The sequence below is a fragment of the Nocardia sp. NPDC058176 genome (genome assembly GCF_042883805.1).
GTDB lineage: Bacteria > Actinomycetota > Actinomycetes > Mycobacteriales > Mycobacteriaceae > Nocardia.
Genome location: NZ_JBHVVA010000001.1, coordinates 2222463 through 2242734, shown reverse-complemented (window position 1 = coordinate 2242734; position 20272 = coordinate 2222463). Strand labels below are relative to the sequence as shown.

Genomic DNA, 20272 nt, shown 5'->3' with positions numbered 1-20272 from the left:
ATGGGCGTGGAAAGCCACGCCCTTGGGCCGTCGTGTGCCCGGGTGTCGCTCTGGGGAGAGTCGTGACACAGCAGAACGGAGTGCTTGATGAGTTCATTGGCCACCGACCGCGTCAGCTCATGCGTCACCGACGAGGACCCGGGCCAACCGTTCGCCCTCTCGCCCGGTCAGACAGCACTGTGGTACGCGCAACGGATCCGGCCCGACATCCCGTTCACCATCGCTCATTACGTCGAGCTGCACGGCGATCTCGACGTCGGCAGGCTGTTGTACGCGACCGAGCGCTACGGTGCGGAATCCCAGGTGGGACACGTGCGCCTACTCGAGATCGACGGGGTGCCCCACCAGCGGGTCGACCTGTCGTGGCGGCCGGGCTGCGTCCGGCTCGACCTGCGCGGCGAGGCCGACCCGCGCGCCGCCGCGCTGCGCTGGATGAACACCCACGCCAGCACCCCGATCGATGTGGAGCGCGAACCGCTCACCATCAATGTCATGTTGCGAGTCGGTGACGAGGACTGGTTCTGGTATCAGCGCGGTCACCACATCGTGATCGACGGTTACGGTGCGATGAACGCGCTTTCGCGCACCGCCGAGATCTACAACGCCGTCGGCCAGCAGCGCGAACCGTCGGTCTCGCGCGCGGCCGCGCTCGTCGACCTCTACGCCGACGAATCGCGCTACCGGGAATCGAGCCGGTTCCGCGCCGACCGCGAGTACTGGCTCGAACAGCTCGCCGGGGTGGGCGAGCCGATGACGCTGTCGTCGGTGACCGCCACCGGTGACACCCACGACGCGGGCCGCCATCGCGCCACCGCGGTCCTCGACACCGACCTGGACACCCTGCTCACCGACGCGATCACCACGCACGGTTCGGCCAACTCCGCGCTCATCGTCGCCGCGCTGGCCGCCTACGTCCGTTCGGTCACCGGTGACGCGGATGTCGTACTGAGCCTGCCGGTTTCGGCACGCACCACGGTCGCGCTGCGCCGCTCGGCGGGGGTGGTGTCGAATGTCGTTCCGCTGCGGGTGCGCTTCGACGAGCACACCACCGTCGCCGATGTCGTGCGGCAGACCGAACTGCAGATCACCGGCGCGCTGCGCCACCAGCGCTACCGCTCCGACGACATCCGCCGCGACTGCGGCTACTCCCGCGACGCCCGTGGCTTCTTCGGGCCGATGGTCAACATCATGCTGTTCCACGACGAGCTGAAGTTCGACGACATCGCCGGCCAGCTGCACGTGCTCGCGACCGGTCCGGTGGAAGACCTCTCGATCAACATCTACAACGGTGACGGCGGGCGCATCCAGCTCGACTTCGAAGCCAATCCGAAGCTCTACGGGGAAGCCGAGGTCGCCGCTCATCACGGTCGCTACCTCGACTTCCTCGCCCGCTTCCTGGCCGCCGAACCGGGCACGCGCACCGGCGAACTGAACGCCATCACCACCGCGGAGCGCGCCAAGGTGCTGCGCGAGTGGAACGCCACCGAGATGCCGGTGCCCACCGCCACCCTGGTCTCGCTGTTCGGCGATCAGGTGCGCCGCAGCCCGCACGCCGTCGCGCTGGAATTCGGTGACCGGGCCCTCGGCTACGCCGAACTCGACGACCGGGTGAACCAGCTCGCCCGGGAACTCATCGCCCGCGGTGCGGGTCCGGAGACCACGGTCGGGCTGTGCCTGCATCGCGGCGTCGAGCTGGTCGTCGGCATGTACGCGGTGCTCGCGACCGGCGCGGCCTACCTGCCGCTGGACCCCGAACATCCGGTCGACCGGCTGGAAGCCGTTGTGGCGCAGGCCCGTCCGGTGTGTGTGCTCACCGCGGCCAGGGACGGCGTGCGGCTGCCCGACGGGCTGGTGCGCGTCGACCTCGACACCCTCGACGTCAGCGGCCACGACCCGGCGCCGATCACCGATGCCGACCGCCGTGCCCCGCTGCGCCCCGAGCAGCTCGCCTATGTCATCTTCACCTCCGGTTCCACCGGCAGGCCCAAGGGCGTCGGCGTCACCCATGCCGCGATCGTGAACCGGCTGCGCTGGATGCAGGCCGAATATCCGCTCGACCACACCGACGCGGTACTGCAGAAGACCCCGGCCACCTTCGACGTGTCGGTGTGGGAGTTCTTCTGGCCGTTGCAGGTGGGCGCCCGCCTGGTCGTCGCCGCGCCCGACGGGCACCGCGATCCCGCCTATCTGGCTCGGATCATCACCGAGAAGGCCGTCACCACAGCGCATTTCGTGCCGTCGATGCTGTCGCTGTTCGTCACCGATCCGCGCGTGCGCGGCGGGGCCGAACTGCGCCGGGTGTTCTGCAGTGGCGAGGCGCTGCCCGCCGCCACCGTCACCGATTTCCACGCCGCCCTGCACGGGCCCGGCGGTGGCCCCGATCTGCACAACCTCTACGGACCCACCGAGGCCGCCGTCGACGTCACCTACTGGCCGTGCCCGGCGCAGGTGAGCACGGTGCCGATCGGGTCGCCGGTCTGGAACACCCAGACCTATGTGCTCGACCCGCAGCTGCGCCCGGTACCGCCCGGTGTCGTCGGCGAGCTGTACCTGGCCGGTGTGCAGCTGGCGCGCGGCTACCTCGACCGCCCCGATCTGACCGCCGACCGCTTCGTCGCCAACCCGTTCACAACGGGACAGCGCATGTACCGCACCGGCGACCTCGCGCGCTGGCAGATCGACGGCGGCGTCCTGGAATACCTGGGGCGCACCGACTTCCAGGTGAAGATCCGCGGCCTGCGCATCGAACTCGGCGAGATCGAATCCGCCCTGCTCGCCCAAGACGACATCGCCCGCGCGGTGTGCGTGGCCAGGGCGGGGCGCACCGGCGACGACGAACTGGTCGCCTATGTGGTCGCCACTCCCGGTGTCCCCGAACCCGATGCCACCGCCCTGCTGTCGGTCCTGCGCCGGAGCCTGCCGTCCTACATGGTGCCGACGGCGGTGGTCGTGCTCGACGAGCTGCCGCTGAGCGCCAACGGCAAGGTCGACCGGAAGGCGTTGCCCGCCCCCGAGATCAGCGTGCGGCCTGCCACCGGAGCCGCCGCGCCGCAGACCACCCTGGAACGCGCGCTGGCCGAGATCTTCACCGAGGTCCTCGCCCTGGATGTCGCCATCGGCATCGAGGACAGCTTCTTCGACCTCGGCGGCAACTCGCTGGTCGCCGCCCGCGCGGTCGCCCGGATCAACACCACCCTCGAGGCGAACATCTCCATCCGGGACCTGTTCGAATGCTCCGACATCGCCGCGCTCGCGGCCTACATCAGCACCCACCGGCCCGAAACCTCCACGCCCAAGCTGGTCCCGGTGTCGCGGCCCGAGCGGGTGCCGCTGTCGCTGGCCCAGCAGCGGCTGTGGATCCTCAACCGGTTCGCCGAGCACGCCGCGGCCTACAACATGCCGCTGGCGCTGCGCCTGACCGGGCAGCTGGATCTCGACGCGCTGCGGGCGGGCCTGCGTGACGTGCTCGACCGGCACGAGAGCCTGCGCACCAGCTTCCCCGACGGGCCAGACGGCCCGTACCAGCTGATTCATCCCGCCGCCGCGGTCGAACCCGAACTCGCGCCGGTCGACGTGATCACCACCGACCTCGCCGAGCTGGCCGCCGAGGTGGCCGGTCGCGGCTTCGACCTGCGCACCGAGACCCCGCTGCGGGTCGCGCTGTACCGGGTCGGCGTCGACGAGCACCTGCTGTTGGTGGTGCTGCACCACATCAGCGGTGACGGCTGGTCGGTCGCGCCGCTGGCCAGGGACCTGATGGTCGCGGTCTCGGCGCGCGCGGGCGGGGCGGCGCCGCAGTGGGCCGCGCTGCCGGTGCAGTACGCCGATTTCGCGCTGTGGCAGCGGGAACTGCTCGGCGAGGAGACCGATCCCGAGGCGCCGCTGGGCAAGCAGCTCGGCCACTGGCGCGACGTGCTGGCCGGCCTGCCCGACCAGCTCGACCTGCCCTTGGACCGGCCGCGCCCGCTGCACCGCACCACCGGCGGTGACACCGTCGGGTTCACCATCGACGCCGAGATCCGGCGCGCGGCAGGCGAACTCGCCTCCGCGCGCGGGGTCAGCATGTTCATGGTGTTGCACGCCGCGCTGGCCACCCTGCTGTCACGGCTGTGCGCGAGCACCGACGTCACCATCGGCACGCCGATCGCGGGCCGCTCGGACCCGGCGCTCGACGAGCTGGTCGGCATGTTCGTCAACACCCTGGTGCTGCGCACCGAGGTGGACCTGGGCGCCGGTTTCGACCGCATGCTCGATCTGGTCCGGGAGACCGATCTCGACGCCTTCGCCAATCCCGACGTACCGTTCGAACGGCTCGTCGAGCTGGTCAACCCGGATCGCTCGACCTCGCGCCACCCGCTGTTCCAGGTGATGCTGTCCTACGACCGCACCCCCGACCTGCGGATCGACCTGCCCGGCGTCACCGCCGAACTGGTGCCGATCGACTCCGGCGTCGCCAAGTTCGACCTGCAGCTCGAGGTTCGCGACAACCACGACGGCGGCCCGCTGCAGGCCGAATTCGGTTTCGCCACCGACGTCTTCGACCGCGCCACCGTCGAGATGATCGCCCGCCGGTTCACCACGCTGCTCGCCGCGGCGGTGACGGCGCCCTCGGTGCCCACCGGTGATCTGGAACTGCTCGACCGCAGGGAGATCGCGCGGCTGGTCCCGGTCGCGGGGGCACCCGCCGAGCCCGCGGGCACCCTCGCGCGGCTGCTCGGCGAGACCGCTCAGCGGCTGCCCGACTCGGTGGCCGTGCGCTACCTCGGCATCGACACCACCTACCGGGAACTCGACGAACGCTCGAACCGGTTGGCGCGCAGCCTGATCGCGCACGGTGCCGGTCCCGAAGCGGTGGTCGCCGTCGCGCTGCCGCGCAGTCTGGAATCCATCATCGCGATCTGGGCGGTCGCCAAGTCCGGTGCCGCCTACGTGCCCGTCGACCCGGCCTATCCGGCCGAACGGATCGCGCACATGATCGGCGATTCCGGCGCCGTGCTCGGGCTCACCCTGCCCGAGCATCTCGCCGCGCTGCCGACCACCGTCGGCAAGCACCGCAGGGCGCCGGAATGGCTGGTGTTCGGCACCGCCGACTTCGAAGCCGACTGCGCCGTCCGCTCGGGCGCCCCGCTCTCGGACGCCGACCGCAGGCACCCGATGCGGGCGGGTCAGCCCGCGTACCTGATCTACACCTCGGGCTCGACCGGCACGCCGAAGGCCGTCGTCGTCACGCACGCAGGCATCGCCTCGCTGGCCAGCGAACAGACCCAGCTGTTCAAGGTCACCGACGGCGCGCGCACCATGCACTTCTCCTCACCCAGCTTCGACGCCTCGGTGCTGGAACTGCTGCTCGGGTTCGCCGCGGGCGCCACGATCGTGGTGGCACCGGCCGACCTGTACGGCGGCGCGGAACTGGCCGCGTTCCTGCGCACGGAACGGATCACGCACGCCTTCATCACCCCGGCCGCGCTGGCCACGGTGCCCGCGGGCGAGCTGCCCGAGCTGGGCACGGTCATCGTCGGCGGTGACGCCTGCTCCGACGAGCTCGTCGCCACCTGGGCCACCAGGCACCGGATGCACAACATGTACGGCCCGTCGGAAGCCACCGTCGCGGTCACCGCGAGCGCGGCGATGATGCCCGGCGAGCCGGTGCCGCTGGGCGCTCCCGTGCGTGGCATGCGGCTGTTCGTACTCGACGGCCGGCTGCACCCGGCACCGCCGGGCACGCCGGGTGAACTGTATGTCTCGGGGCCGGGTCTGGCCCGTGGCTACCTGGGCAAACTCGCACTCACCGCACAGCGGTTCGTCGCCAACCCGCACGGCCGGGTCGGCGAGCGGATGTACCGCACCGGCGATCTCGTCGTCGCCGACGCCGCGGGCCGGTTGCGGTTCCTCGGCCGCGCCGACGACCAGATCAAGATCCGTGGATTCCGCGTCGAACTGCGCGAGATCGACCATGTGCTGCGTGAACACCAGGGCGTGCGGTCGGCCCTGACCGTCGTCCACGTCGACGAACAGGGTCAGCAGCGACTGGCTTCCTACCTCACCGTCGACGGCCCGGTCGACCCCGCCGCCGTGCTCGACACCGCGCGCGGCAGGCTGCCCGGCTACATGGTGCCCGCGGCGCTCACCGTGCTGGACCGGATGCCGATGACCCCGGCGGGCAAGCTCGACCGCAAGGCGCTTCCCGCACCGGAATTCGCGGCGAACGGCGGCTCCCGCGCCCCGCGTACCCATCTGGAGATGCGGGTCGCCGCGGTCTTCACCGAGATTCTCGGCCGTCCGGTGCCCGGCGCCGAGGACAGCTTCTTCGACATCGGCGGCAACTCGCTGCTGGCCACCCGGCTGGCGGCGGCCCTGCACGCGGATTTCGAGGTGGACCTGCCGGTCCGGCAGATCTTCGAGGCGCCGACCGTGGCCGGTATCGCCGGGCTGATCACGGAAGCGCCCCGGACGCAGCGGGTGGCGCTGGCGGTACACACCCCGCGCCCGGGACGCATACCACTGTCGCTGCCGCAGCAGCGACTGTGGTTCCTCAATCGATTGTCCCCCGAATCCAGCGCCTACAACATCGCATTCGTCTTGCGAATCGGCGGAGATCTGGACATCGGCGCCCTGCGCGCCGCGCTCACCGACCTGGTGCAGCGGCACGAGGTGCTGCGCACGGTGTTCCCCGAGGACCTCTCCGGCGCCCAGCAGGTGGTGTTGCCGCTGGAGCGGTCGCTGCCCGTCCTCGCCGCCGTCGACAACGATCCCGATCAGGCCCGCGCCGCACTCACCGCACTGGCCCGGCAGGGATTCGACCTGACCACGCAGACCCCGTTGCGAATCTCCTTGCAGCGCACCGCCACCGACGAGCACCTGCTCGGCGTGGTCGTGCACCACATCGCCGCCGACGGCTGGTCGCTCGGCCCGCTCACCCGGGATCTGGCGCTGTCCTACGTGGCACGTGCCGCGGGTAACGCACCGGTGCGCGAGCCGCTGCCCGTGCAGTACGCCGACTTCAGCCTGTGGCAGCGCGCGGTCCTCGGCGCCGAGGACGATCCGGAGAGCATCGCCGCCACCCAGGTCGCCTACTGGCGCGACGCGCTGGCCGAACTGCCCGACGAGCTGCCGTTGCCCTTCGACCGGCCGCGTCCGGCCGAGCCCACCGGCGTGGCGGGCAGTGTGGCGTGCGCGGTGTCGGCACGGCTGCAGGAGGCCATGGCCGAACTGGCCGCCGAGACTGGAGTCAGCCTGTTCATGGTGGTGCGTTCGGCGCTGGCGGTGCTGCTGCGCAGCGTCACCGGTGGCCGGGACATTCCGATCGGCACCCCGGTGGCGGGCCGCACCGACGTCCAGCTCGACGAGTTGGTCGGCATGTTCGTCAACACCCTGGTGCTGCGCTCCGATGTCGACCCCGACCGCGGTTTCGTCGAACTGCTGCACGCCGATCGCGATACCGAGCTGGCCGCACTGGCCAATGCCGACCTGCCGTTCGAACGCGTCGTCGACGCGCTCGGCCGCGACAGCAGGGCGAGCAACCGGCACCCGCTGTTCCAGGTGGCGTTGAGCATGCAGGACGCGCGGACCCCGGAGCTGGAACTGCCCGGCCTGCGGCTCGCGGCCGAGGAACTCGACATCGCCCGCGCCAAGTTCGATCTGGAACTGCGCGTCGCACCCGGCGACGGTGAGGATCACCGGTTCGAATTCGTCTACGCGGCAGAGCTTTTCGACGCGGAAACCATCGAGACCATCGCCACCCGGTTCGTGCGGATCCTCACCCAGGTGACCGCCGATCCGCGTCAGCGGATCCGCGAACTCGACCCGCTGACCGTGGCCGAGCATCGCACGCTCGTGCCCGCCCAGGGCCCGACCGCGGTGGCGCCGGTCGTGCTGTCCGACATCGTCGAGCGGGCCGCGACCAAGTTCCCCGATCGGCCCGCCCTGCGGTGGTACGCCGAGGGCAGCGTCGCGGGGGAGGTGGGTGAACTCGACTACGCCGAGGTGGCCCTGCGCGCGCACCGGCTCGGCCGGGCGCTCATCGCCCGTGGCATCGGCACCGGTGACCGGGTCGCGGTCGGGTTGACGCGTTCGCTGGACTGCGCGCTGGCGATCTTCGGCGTCGCCTCCAGCGGTGCCGCGTTCGTGCCCGTCGACCCCCGGTACCCGGCCGACCGCGTGCGGCACATGCTCACCGACTCCGGTGCCCGCGCGGTGCTCACCACCAGCGCCGACGTGGACGCGCTGCGCGAGGCCGCCGACGGGCTCGACACCCAGTGGCTGCTGGTGGACGACGCCGAACTGCACGCCGAACTGGCGAGCTACAGCGGCGCGCCGATCACCGACCCCCAGCGGGTCCGGCCGATCCGTCCCGCCGATCTGGCCTACCAGATCTACACCTCCGGCTCGACCGGCCTGCCCAAGGGCGTCACCGTCACCCACAGTGGCCTGGTGAGCCTGGCGGTCGATCTGCAAGAGCGGATGGGGCTGGACCGTTTCTCCAAGACCTTCTTCTTCTCCACGCCCAGCTTCGACGTCTCCGTGCTGGACATGCTGCTCGCCGTCTACTCCGGCGCCGAGATGGTGATCGGCCCGATCGACATCTACGGCGGCGACGAACTCGGCGCGCTGCTCGAGCGCGAGCAGGTCACCCACACCTTCCTCACCCCGGCCGTACTGGCCTCGGTCGACGCCACGCGCTGGCCGCTACCGCACCTGCGCGGCCTGATGGCCGGTGGCGAGGCCGTTCCGCCCGATCTGGTGGAGAACTGGGCGCCGGGCCGTCGGTTCGTCAACGCCTACGGGCCCACCGAGTTCACCGTCATCGCCGCCATGTCCGAACTGCGGGTGGGGGTGCCGGTCGCGATCGGTACGCCGGTGCGCGGCTCGCGGGCGCTGGTGCTCGACGAGCGGCTCCGTCCCGTCGTGCGCGGCGTCCCCGGTGAGCTCTACATCGGCGGCACCGGTATCGCCCAGGGCTACCACCAGCGCTACGCACTGACCGCGGGCCGGTTCGTCGCCGACCCCTACGGCCCGGCGGGCAGCCGGATGTACCGCACCGGTGACGTGGTGCGCTGGACCCCCACCGGCGAACTGGACTACCTCGGCCGCAGCGACCATCAGGTCAAGGTGCGTGGCTTCCGGATCGAACTCGGCGAGATCAGCGCCGTGCTCGGCAGCCACCCCGAGGTCCGCTTCGCCCACACCGAGGTGCGCCGGATCGCGGGCGACGACCGGATCGTGGCCTGGGTGCAGCTGGCCGAGGGCACGGACCCGGCCGAGCTGGCGGGTGTGCGCAACCACGCCGCCGCCCGGCTGGCCGGTCACATGGTGCCCGCCTCGCTCAACCTGATCGATCGCGTGCCGCTCACCCCCGTCGGCAAGCTCGATCGCGGCGCGCTGCCGGAACCGGAGTTCACCACCACCGCGGGCCGGGCACCACGCACCGAGTCCGAGCGGCTGGTCGCGCGGGTGATCGAAGAGCTGGTCGGCGCCACCGAGGTCTCGGCCACCGACAGCTTCTTCGACGTCGGCGGCAACTCGCTGCTGGCGACCCAACTGGTCGCGCGGCTGGCCGCGGCCAGCAATGTGCGGCTCGAGGTGCGCACCGTGTTCGCCGCACCGACGGTCGAGGAACTGGCCGCGCTCATCGAATCCGGGCCCTCCGGTGACGAGCGCCGTCCCGAGCTGGTGAAACAGCCACGCCCGGAACGGATTCCGCTGTCCGCGGCGCAGCGCAGGCTGTGGTTCCTCAACCGGTTCAACGCGGGTCCCGAGGGCGAGAGCCAGTCGGCGGGTGCCTACAACATCCCCGTGGTGCTGCGCCTGCACGGCACCATCGACCTCGACGCGCTCATCGCCGCCCTGCACACCGTGCAACGTCGGCACGAGACGCTGCGCACGGTCTTCCCGGAGAGCTCGGACGGGCCCGAGCAGCTGGTACTCGATCCCGAGATCGCCGCGGTCACCCTGTTCCACGCCACGGCCGCTCCGCACGAGGTCGAGGCGGCGGTCGGACGGTTCGCCGCCCCCGGCTTCGATCTGTCGGCCTCGGTGCCGCTGCGGGCCGCGCTGATCACGGTCGACCACACCGGCCGTCCGGCGCCCACCCTGGCCAAGCTGGCCGTCGCGGGGTCGAAGGAGCACGTGCTCGTCCTGGTCGTGCATCACATCGCGATGGACGGCTGGTCGCTCGAACCGCTGGCCGGCGAGGTGGCTGCGGCCTATCGCGGCATCCGCGCGGGGGAGCCGTTCGGCGAGCAGATCCCCGAGGTCCAGTACGCCGACTACACCCTGTGGCAGCAGGAACTGCTCGGTACCGAGGACGAGCCGGACTCGCTGATCAGCAAGCAGCTCGCGCACTGGCGCGGGGTGCTCGACGGCCTGCCCGAACTGCTGTCCGTTCCCGCGGACCGGCCGCGCCCGCCGGTGCCCTCCTACCGCGGCGGCACCGTCGACTGCGCGGTCGACGCCGCGACCCATCGCGCACTGCGCGGCATCGCCACCGCCAACAACGTCAGCATGTTCATGGTGCTGCACGCGGCGCTGGCCGTGCTGCTGCACCGGGTCACCGGCACCGACGACATCGCCGTCGGCACCGCCAGCGCGGGCCGCGGCCACCCGGCGCTCGACGCGATGATCGGCATGTTCGTCAACACCATGGTGCTGCGCACCGAGGTCGCCGACGAGCGCGCGTTCATCGACCTGCTGCGCACAGTGCGCGATCGCGACCTCGATGCCTTCGCCAATGCGGACCTGCCCTTCGAACGGCTCGTCGAGGTGCTCAATCCCGCGCGCTCACAGGCCCATCACCCGCTGTTCCAGGTGATGCTGTCGGTGCGCAACACCCCGGTGCGGATGCTGGAACTGCCCGGGCTGCGGATCGAGGCGGTCGACGCCGACGCCGGGATCGCCAAGTTCGACCTGCAGTTCACCTTCACAGAGACCCAGACCGCCGATCGTGTCGGCGACGGCATCGACCTCTCGGTGAACTACGCGGCCGACCTGTTCGACGAGGTCACCGCGCGCAGGCTCGGCGACCGCCTGGTCCGGCTGCTCACCGCGGTGGCCGCCGACCCGAACACCGCGGTCGGTGACCTGGCCCTGCTCGACGCCGTCGAGTGGACCGCGCTGGCCCCGGTGCACGGCACCCGCGCCGACACCCCGGTCACCCTGGCCGAGGTGTTCGCCGCCGCCGTCGCCCGGTCCCGCGACGGGGTCGCGCTCAGCGCGGGCGACACCGTGGTCACCTACGACGCGCTCGACCGCTGGACCAACCGGCTCGCCCGGGTGCTCATCGGGCACGGCATCGGTCCGGAAAGTCTTGTCGCGCTGGGAGTTCCACGCTCGGTGGAATCGGTGGCGACCATGCTCGCCGTGGCCAAGGCCGGTGCGGCGTTCGTGCCGGTCGACCCGAACTACCCGGCCCAGCGGATCAGTCACATGCTCACCGATTCCGGTGCGGTACTCGGCCTCACCCTGCTCGCGCACCGGGACCGGCTGCCCGGCGACACCCGCTGGCTGGTCCTCGACGACCCGCAGACCAGGGCCGTCGTGCTCGGTACCGACGACTCGCCGATCACCGACGCCGACCGGCTCCGGCCGCTGCGCCTGGCCAACCCGGCCTACGTGGTCTACACCTCCGGCTCGACCGGCACCCCGAAGGGCGTGGTGGTCACCCACGGCGGCCTGTCGAACTTCGCCGCCGAGACCGCCGACCGCTTCGACGTGCGGCCCGGCAGCCGGATCCTGCACTTCGCCACCCCGAGTTTCGATGCCGCCCAGCTCGACATCCTGTTCGCGCTGGGCGGCGCCGCGACCCTGGTGATCGCGCCGGCGGGGATCGTCGGCGGCGAGGACCTGCGGCAGGTGTTCATCCGGGAGCGGATCACGCACGCGTTCATCACCACCGCGGCGCTCGGCACCGTCGACCCGGCGGGCGTGCACTCGCTCGCGCACGTGCTCACCGGCGGTGAGGCGCTGCCGCCGGACCTGCTGGCCCGCTGGGCACCCGGTCGCAACTTCTACAACGTCTACGGCCCCACCGAGACGACCATCGTGACGCTGATGCCGCAACCGATGAACCCGCGCGGGCCGATCACCATCGGCGGCCCGATCCGCGGCGTCGCGGCCACGGTCCTCGACCGGCGGCTGCACCCGACGCCGATCGGTGTCACCGGCGAACTGCAGCTGGCCGGTTCGGCACTGGCCCGCGGCTACCACAACCGGCCGGGCCTGACCGCCCAGCGCTTCGTCGCCAATCCCTATGGCGCACCGGGCGAACGGATGTACCGCACGGGCGACCTGGTGCGCTGGCGCGACGGCGCGAAGTCGGCGCTGGACGTGGAATACGTCGGCCGCACCGACCACCAGGTGAAGGTGCGCGGCTTCCGGATCGAACTGGGCGAGATCGACGTGGCGTTCGGCCGCCACGGTGATGTCGAGTTCGCGCTCACCATCGGGCACACCACCCCGGCCGGTGCCACCGCGCTCGTGTCGTATGTCAAGACGCGGGCGGGCACGGCGCCGACGGTGCCCGAACTGCTCGAACACGTCGGCGCGCACGTGCCGAACTACATGGTCCCGCAGGCGGTCATGCTGCTCGACGAGGTGCCGCTCAGCCCGGTCGGCAAGCTGGACCGGGCCCGGCTGCCCGAGCCGGTGTTCACCGCGTCGGAGGGCTACCGCGCGCCGGTGACCCCCGCCGAGGTGGCCCTGTGCGCGGCCTTCGCCGACGTGCTCGGCGTCGAGCGAGTCGGTGCCGACGACGGATTCTTCGAACTCGGCGGCAACTCTCTGCTCGCGACCAAGGTCGTCGCGGCGCTGCGGGAGCAGGGCTACGAGATGCCGGTCCAGCTGATGTTCGGCGATGCCACCCCGTCCGGCATCGCCGCCCGCCTCGACGGTGCCGACCCGGCCGCGGCCATCGCCGCGGTGACCGGTCCGGTCCTGCCGATCCGGCCGTCCACCGGCCCGCACGACACACCGCTGTTCTGCGTGCACCCCGCCATCGGTCTGGCCTGGTGCTACGCGGGTCTGCTCGCCCACCTCGCGCCCCAGCGCCCGGTCTACGGCCTGCAGGCGCCGCACGTCTCCGGCGACGACGGGTTCACCTCGATCCCCGAGGCCGCCGGGCACTACGTGGCCCACATCCGGTCGATCCAGCCGCACGGTCCCTACCATCTGCTCGGCTGGTCGCTCGGCGGCCTCATCGCGCAGGAGGTGGCGGTGCAGCTGCAGGAACTGGGCGAGGACGTCGCGCTGCTGGCCATGCTGGACAGCTACCAGCTCGGCGATCGCTGGCTCGACACCGCGATGCCGAGCGTCGCCGACATCCTCGGCGAGTTCGGCGCCGACCTCGTCGACGGTGCATCGCTGCCCGCCGACCTCGACCTGCACGAAGCGGCCGATCTGCTGCGGGCACAGCCGGGTCCGTTCGCCGCGCTCTCGGTCGAGAACCTGCAAAGCCTCTACACCGGCTACGCCGACGGCACGGTCATGGCCAACCGGTTCCGGCCGCGCCGCTTCGACGGTGACCTGCTGTTCTTCACCGCCGCGGCGGACGAGATCAACGTCGCCGACCCGGCGCGGTGCGCCGAGGCCTGGCAGCCGTTCGTCACCGGCAACATCCACAACCACGACCTGCCCTGCAGGCACGCGGCGATGACCAGCCCGGAGTCGCTGGCGGTGATCGGCCCCGTGCTGCATCGCCACCTCGACGCCGTCCCGGAGATCACCGTGTGCGGCAGTGGCCAGAAGGAGATGCGTCCGTGAGTTTGGCGGTAGAAGTCCGCGGCCTCGCCAAGAGTTACGGCAAGGTACGCGTGCTGAAAGAGATCGACCTGGAGATCCCGGCGGGCACCGTTCTGGGCCTGCTGGGACCCAACGGCGCGGGCAAGACCACCACCGTGCGGATCGTCACGACGCTGCTGCGGCCCGACGCGGGCTCGGTGCGCGTCGCCGGGGTCGACGTGCTGGCCGACCCGGCCACCGCGCGCACCAGGATCGGGTTGTCGGGCCAGTACGCGGCCGTCGACGCGAACCTCACCGGCTTCGAGAACCTGCGCATGGTGGCGCGCCTGTACGGCATGTCGCGCAAACAGGCGGTCAGCCGCGCGGAGCAGCTGCTCAGCGCGCTCGGCCTCGACCACGCGGCGGGCCGGCGGGCCGGAACCTATTCCGGCGGCATGGCCCGGCGCCTCGACCTGGCCGGTTCGCTGGTGGCCAAGCCGCCGGTGGTGGTGCTCGACGAACCGACCACCGGCCTGGACCCGCGCGGGCGCCTCGACATGTGGAAGGTGATCGGCGACCTCGTCGACGACGGCACCACCGTGCTGCTCACCACCCAGTACCTCGAGGAAGCCGACCTGCTCGCCGACCGGATCACCGTGATCGACAAGGGCACCGTCATCGCCCGGGGTTCGGCCGACGAGCTCAAGACCTCCATCGGCGGCGACCGGCTCACCGTGACCCTGGCCGCCGGACAGAGCCCGTGGCCCGCCGTCTCGGTGCTGGGGCAGGTCGGTGTCGGTGAACCGATTCACGAACCCGGCTCCGACGAGGTGTCGGTGGTGGTGGGCAACGGCTCGCGCACCATGGTCGAAGCGCTGCGCAGGCTCGACGACGCCGGTGTGTGCGTCCTCGACGCGGTCGTCGTGCGCCCGACCCTCGACGACGTGTTCCTTTCCCTCACCGGCACCCCGGCCGAACCGGCCGCCGAACCGGAAACCGACGATGTGCAAGAGGAGATCTTGTCGTGAGCGTGGCCCCGGACGTCTCGGACGACTACGAGACCCGCGAAATGCCGATCCAGCCGAGTTCGCCGCGACCGGCCGCACCCGAACAGATGCAGCCGCGCGCCCGGTTCGTCCGCGACAGCGCGATCGTCGCCCACCGCAACCTGCTGACCATCGTGCGGGTGCCGACGCTGCTGGTCACCGCCACCGTGCAGCCGCTGATGTTCGTGTTCCTGTTCGCCTACATCTTCGGCGCGTCCCTGGGCGGTGACCAGTACCGCGAATTCCTGCTGGCGGGCATCTTCACCCAGACGGTCGCCTTCAACGCCGCCTTCACCACCGTCGGCTTGGCCGGTGACCTGCAGAAGGGCATCATCGACCGCATGCGCACGCTGCCGATGTCGCGGTTGGCGGTGCTGATGGGACGTACGTTGTCGGATCTCGTGGTCAGCATCGTCAGTCTCGGCGTGATGGTCGTCTGCGGCTACATCGTCGGCTGGCGGATCAACGGCAGTATCGCCGACGCCGCGCTGGCCTTCGCGATCATTCTGCTGTTCGCCTTCGCCATGTCCTGGGTCGGCGCCCTCACCGGCCTGATCTCCCCGACCGTGGAGGTGGCCCAGAGCGCGGGCCTGATCTGGATGTTCCCGCTGTCGTTCATCTCCTCGGCGTTCATCTCGGCCCAGACCCTGCCCGGCCCGCTGCGCACCATCGCCGAATGGAATCCGATCACCGCCGTCTCCGCCGCCGGGCGCAAGCTCTTCCAGAACGACTCACCACCGAGCTTCGCCCCCGCCACCGGCTGGCCGGCCGACAACTGCATCCTCTACGCCGTCATCTGCTCGCTGGTGATCCTCGCGATCGCCATGCCCGCCGCCCTGCTGCAGTACCGCAAGGTCGCCAGCCACTAGGCGCAGATACGCCGAAGGCCGCTTCCCGATCGGGAAGCGGCCTTCGGCGTATCGATTCTCTGTGCTACCCGCGGCGACGGGTCTTGAGCAGGTCGAGGCGCTCCTTGAGCAGCTCCTCGAGCTCTTCCTTGCTGCGACGCTCCAGCAGCATGTCCCAGTGGGTACGCGGCGGCTTGACCTTCTTGGTCTCCACCGAGGTGCCCTCCATGAGCTGACCCTCCTGGCCGTTGCGGCACAGCCAGGTCGGGGGGATCTCCGCGTCATCGGCGAACGGGACGTCGAACTCCTCACCGTTGTCGGTGCGGTAACGGGCGATCCGGCGCGGGGCCAGGTCGTGGTCGCGATCGGTCTCGTAGCTCACCGCTCCGAGCCGACTGCCTCGGAGAACGCGATCTGCCATGTGTGCTCCCTGTGTTTGTTGGCGCGCTGGCGCGCGCGTGTTCGCGGCCCTGGGGGCCTCGATCTTCCCTCCCGTCGGGTACTCCTTCGTCGCACCCTCTGGTCAGTCCAGATCGAGGCGGGCCGCGAACTGATCGTTGTCCTACCACTCACAACGCGCGGGACGTCTTAGCTGTTCCATTGTAGTCGCTTCGTCATACCCGCCGATCGGGCACCGAATTGCCGGACGCGCCGCCGTGCCCGCTGAGCGAGACCTGGCCGCCGCGCCGGGCACCGAGCCGATAGGGTTTCGCACCATGTCGCGCAGTCGCCTGCTGTCCTGCCTGTGGTGCGGGCGGGAGATCGTGGATTCCGAGTCGGGTCGCCGACGCCGCTATTGCCGCCAGTCGTGCCGCCAACGTGCTTACGAACACCGGTCCAGTCTCAAGGGGACCGGGATCGCCGAGGACGCGGTGGTGCTCTCGGCGCAGGAGGCCGCGGATCTGGCGGATCGGTGGTTCGCGGCCCGGTGTGCCGCCGAGGACGTGGCGACCGCTGTCGCGGAGGGTGCCGCGCCCGATGAGCTGGCGCAATTGAGTGAGACCTTGCTGCAGTTGGCCCGTGAGGCCGAACGGCTGCGCTGACAGCCGAAGGGCCGCACCGCGATTCGATCGCGGCACGGCCCCGGAACAGGCGACGGTCGTGGATTACGTGGGCGTGAGCCCGTTTTCGGCCGGCGTCTCGGTGTTCGACAGTGCTTCTCGCGCTCGCAGGTAGACGACGGTGAAGCCACCCGCGACCAGCAGGGCGAGTGCGGTGCCCGCCCCGGCCGTCGCGAGGTCAGGACTGGTGAGGGGCTGACCACGCAGGGCCTGCCAGAGCACCAGGGTGAGCAGGCCGAAGTAGCCGAGGACGGCGACCACGAGCAGGGCGGCACGGGTGGTCTCGGTGCGCAGCCAGCGGTAGCGGGGGGCGAGCGCGACCAGGACCACGGCGAGCAGCAACAGCACCTGGATGCCGTGCAGGCCGACGAAGTGCGGGATGCGCAGGTCGCCACCGCTGGTGCTCCAGTGGGTGATCGGCATGGCGCCGACACCGTCGCGGGCCGCGTCGGCGGGCGCATCGGGACGCACGGTGTGTCCGGCCATGAGGCCGACCACGGTGCCGTCGGCCTGCCGCACCAGCTGGGGTCCGGTGAAGCCCATCAGGTAGCCGAGCATCATGCCCGCCACCGCGAGCCACAGTCCCGCTTTCAGCGCGATCCTGGTCGGGCGATCGGCCAGCTTCTGCCACGAGATGATCACCGCCAGCACCAGATTCGCGAGGAACAGGCCGGGCACTCCGGAGGTGAACACCTGCTGGCCGATCTGGTTGACCGGATCGGTCGCGGTGTTGAAGTGACTGAACGTGCCGCGCGCGGCCTGCAGGGCGATGAAGCCGACATCGAGGACTCCGGTCACGGCGAACACCGTGCCCAGCCACCAGGTGGCCCGCCGCCCGCGATGCGGTAGCCGCAGGATCCACGCCAGCGTCACCCCGTACAGGCCGAAGGCGAGGCCGAACTTGGCGGGTTTGAGCCACACGGATTCGCCGAGCAGCATCCGGTCGTCGACCAGCATGCCGACGATCGACACCACGACGAGCGTGGCCATCAGCGCGGAGTTCACCAGGAGCGGGCCGTGCCACGGCGCGCGGTCGGTGCGCGCGCCCAGCGTCACGGCCGGCAGCCGGAAACGGGACAGGGTGTGGGAGAGGTCGATCGTCGCCATGCATCGAAAGTAGAAATCCGGTGCGCCCCAGCACGTCCCGCTGCGGAACGGTTCGAACCCCGTACTCCGGTAGGGGACCGGGTCGACCCCTGGTCCGGTCGCGGGACGACCCTTAGATCCCCAGGCGCCAGATCACGGCGTCGACCGCGCGGGGTGAGACGGTGGCGACCGCCTGCAGTACCCGGGTATAGCGCGGGTAGAGCTCGATCGGACGGGTCCGGATCGCGGTCAGGATCCAGTCCGCGGCCTGCTCGGCGGTCAGCGCGGCCGCCTCGTCGTAGTCGCCGGTGGGCGCGATCATCTCGGTGCGGACCAGCGGGAATCCGACGGTGGTGACGTGCACACCGCGCGCGCGGGTCTCCGCGCCGAGGCTGCGCCCGAACGCGCCGAGCGCGGCCTTGGACGCGTGGTAGGCGGTGAACTTGGGCATCGAGCCCGCCGCCACGCCCCAGGTCGCGACATTGACGATGTGGCCCGCGCCCGCGTCGAGCATCGATGGCAGCAGACCCATGGTGAGCCGGGCGGCGCCGAAGTAGTTGAGCGCCATGGTGCGTTCGTAGTCGTGGAAGCGGTCGGTGGCGTCGGCGGCCCGCCTGCGGATGGAGCGGCCCGCGTTGTTCACCAGCACGTCGACGGTGCCGAACCGGTCCAGCACGGTCTTGACCAGTGCGTCGGTGTCGTCGGGATCGGCCAGGTCGCAGGTGATCATCTCGGCGGTGCCGCCCTCGGCCAGGATCGCGTCACGTACCTCGGCCAGCGGTTCGGCGGTGCGGGCGACCAGGATCAGTTTCGCGCCCGCCCGGCCGAGTGCGAAGGCGGCCGCCTTGCCGACACCCGAGGAAGCACCGGTGAGCAGAACCGTCTTGCCCGCGATCTCGTGTCGCTCGCCGAGCACGAGCCGGGCCAGCGCGCGGGGGAGCGCGGGCGGGCTGAGAATGACGGACTGGGCGATGCGCGCGAGCACGGTGTCTCCTGTCGGTAATTTACTTATTAGTAAATTACAAAGGCGTCAATTTGCTGTCAAGGGTGCTCTCCCCGGTCTCGGGGAGCAGTTCGGCGAGCAGCGGCGCCCATTCGTTGCGCCGCCCGGGGAAGCAGCGATCGAGCAGGTCCCGCATGATCGACGGTGCGATCGACGCGCCGGGGGAGGCGCCGAGCAGCCCGGCGACGGTCCCGTCGGCGCCGGTCACCAATTCGGTGCCGAACTCGAGCACGCCGCCGAAGCGACCCGCCGGCTTCACCAGTTGAGCCCGCTGCCCGGCCTGGATCAGCGTCCAGTCGGCCGGATCGGCGGTGGGGTAGAAGCGCTGCAGCTGCGCGAACTTGCGCCGCCGGGACGCCAGCAGTTCGGTCACCAGATACCGCACCAGATCGAGGTTACGCACCCCGACCGCGAGCAAGGGGACGAGATTGTGCGGGCGCAGCGTGGTGAACAGATCGGTGAGCCTGCCGTGGCGCAGCAGTCGGGTGCTGAAGGTGGCGTAGGGCCCGAACAGCAGCGCGGCCGCCCCGCCGACCTCGCGACGGTCCAGGTGCGGGACCGACATCGGCGGCGCGCCGAGTGCCGCCTGGCTGTAGACCTTGGCGGTGTGCTCGGCGACCACCTCGGGGTTGTCGGTGCGGAGGAACTGGGCGCCCAGTGGGAACACCCCGTAGCCACGGACCTCGGGCAGCCCGGCCCGCTGCAACATCCGCAGGGCGTACCCGCCCGCCCCGACGAACACGAAACGGGTGCGTACCGTGAACTTCCGCCCGCTGTCGAGGTCACGCCCGCGCACGGTCCACAGACCGTCCCTGCCCCGGCTGAGCCCGGTGATCTCCCGGTGCAGGCGCACCGCATTGCCCGCCGCGGTCATCGTCGCCAGCAGCGACCTGGTCAGCGCGCCGAAGTCGACATCGGTGCCCCCTCGGTGCCGGGTCGCCGCCATTGCCTCGCTGTCGGCCCGGCCGCGCACCAGCAGCGGCGCCCACTGCGCGATCACCGCGCGGTCCTCGGTGTACTCCATTCCGGCGAATGCCGGGAGTTCGCGCAGGGTGGCATACCGCCGGCGCAGGTAGGCGATGTCGCGCTCGCCGAACACCGCCGTCACATGCGGTGTCGGGGTGAGGAACGTGTCGGTCCCGGCGAGGTCGCCGCGCCGGGCCAGTGCCGACCAGAACCGGCGCGAGAGCGCGAACTGCTCAGCGATACCGGCCGACTTCGTCCCGTCGGCCGGATCGGGCATGTAGTTCAGTTCGCACAGCCCCGAGTGGCCGGTGCCCGCGTTGTTCCAGGGGTGGCTGCTCTCCGCGGCGGGTTCGCCGAGTCGTTCGAACAGGGCGATGGACCAGTCCGGGGCCAAGGTGCTCAGCAGGGCGCCGAGCGTGGCCGACATGATGCCGCCCCCGATCAGGACCGCATCGAGAATGTCGTCGGGGCAATCGGATTCGCGTGGTGTTCGGGTTGTGTCGAGCATCGTCAGAACCTCCCGTGAGCGTGGTGGAACCATCGTCACGCCGA

Annotated in this window: 8 protein-coding genes; 4 read left to right on the top strand and 4 right to left on the bottom strand. The window is 70.9% G+C overall.

All coding sequences use genetic code 11. The features are described 5' to 3' along the window. Positions 1-87: 87 nt before the first annotated feature. From ACFVVM_RS10430 to ACFVVM_RS10420, 3 genes are all read left to right on the top strand, one after another. Positions 88-13752: an amino acid adenylation domain-containing protein gene (locus ACFVVM_RS10430; RefSeq protein ID WP_387615786.1), complete on the top strand. Its 13665-nt coding sequence runs from the start codon at positions 88-90 to the stop codon at positions 13750-13752. Next, positions 13749-14738, top strand: a complete 990-nt coding sequence (locus ACFVVM_RS10425) for an ATP-binding cassette domain-containing protein (RefSeq protein WP_387615783.1) — start codon at positions 13749-13751, stop codon at positions 14736-14738. Before ACFVVM_RS10430 ends, ACFVVM_RS10425 begins: the two co-directional genes overlap by 4 nt. 86 nt (positions 14739-14824) lie before the next feature. Then, positions 14825-15625, top strand: coding sequence for an ABC transporter permease (locus ACFVVM_RS10420; RefSeq protein ID WP_387616813.1), 801 nt, complete (start codon positions 14825-14827; stop codon positions 15623-15625). A 64-nt stretch (positions 15626-15689) separates the two neighbouring features. Here ACFVVM_RS10420 and ACFVVM_RS10415 read toward each other — a convergent pair whose 3' ends face one another. Next, positions 15690-16025 (bottom strand): RNA polymerase-binding protein RbpA, encoded by a 336-nt coding sequence (locus ACFVVM_RS10415; protein ID WP_067453486.1) that lies wholly within the window; start codon positions 16023-16025, stop codon positions 15690-15692. Positions 16026-16320: 295 nt separating this feature from the next. On the opposite strand from ACFVVM_RS10415, the gene ACFVVM_RS10410 reads away from it, so the two are divergent. Beyond that, a complete protein-coding gene (locus ACFVVM_RS10410) occupies positions 16321-16647 on the top strand; it encodes a hypothetical protein (RefSeq protein ID WP_387615780.1) in 327 nt (108 codons plus the stop codon). A gap of 63 nt (positions 16648-16710) precedes the next feature. Here ACFVVM_RS10410 and ACFVVM_RS10405 read toward each other — a convergent pair whose 3' ends face one another. The 3 genes from ACFVVM_RS10405 to mqo all read right to left on the bottom strand — a co-directional run bounded on the left by ACFVVM_RS10405 (position 16711) and on the right by mqo (position 20228). Then, a complete protein-coding gene (locus tag ACFVVM_RS10405; protein WP_387615777.1) occupies positions 16711-17772 on the bottom strand; it encodes a hypothetical protein in 1062 nt (353 codons plus the stop codon). 112 nt (positions 17773-17884) lie between these two features. Further along, positions 17885-18724: an SDR family oxidoreductase gene (locus tag ACFVVM_RS10400; protein ID WP_387616811.1), complete on the bottom strand. Its 840-nt coding sequence runs from the start codon at positions 18722-18724 to the stop codon at positions 17885-17887. Positions 18725-18770: 46 nt separating this feature from the next. After that, positions 18771-20228: a malate dehydrogenase (quinone) gene (gene mqo, locus ACFVVM_RS10395; RefSeq protein WP_387615774.1), complete on the bottom strand. Its 1458-nt coding sequence runs from the start codon at positions 20226-20228 to the stop codon at positions 18771-18773. Positions 20229-20272 lie beyond the last annotated feature (44 nt).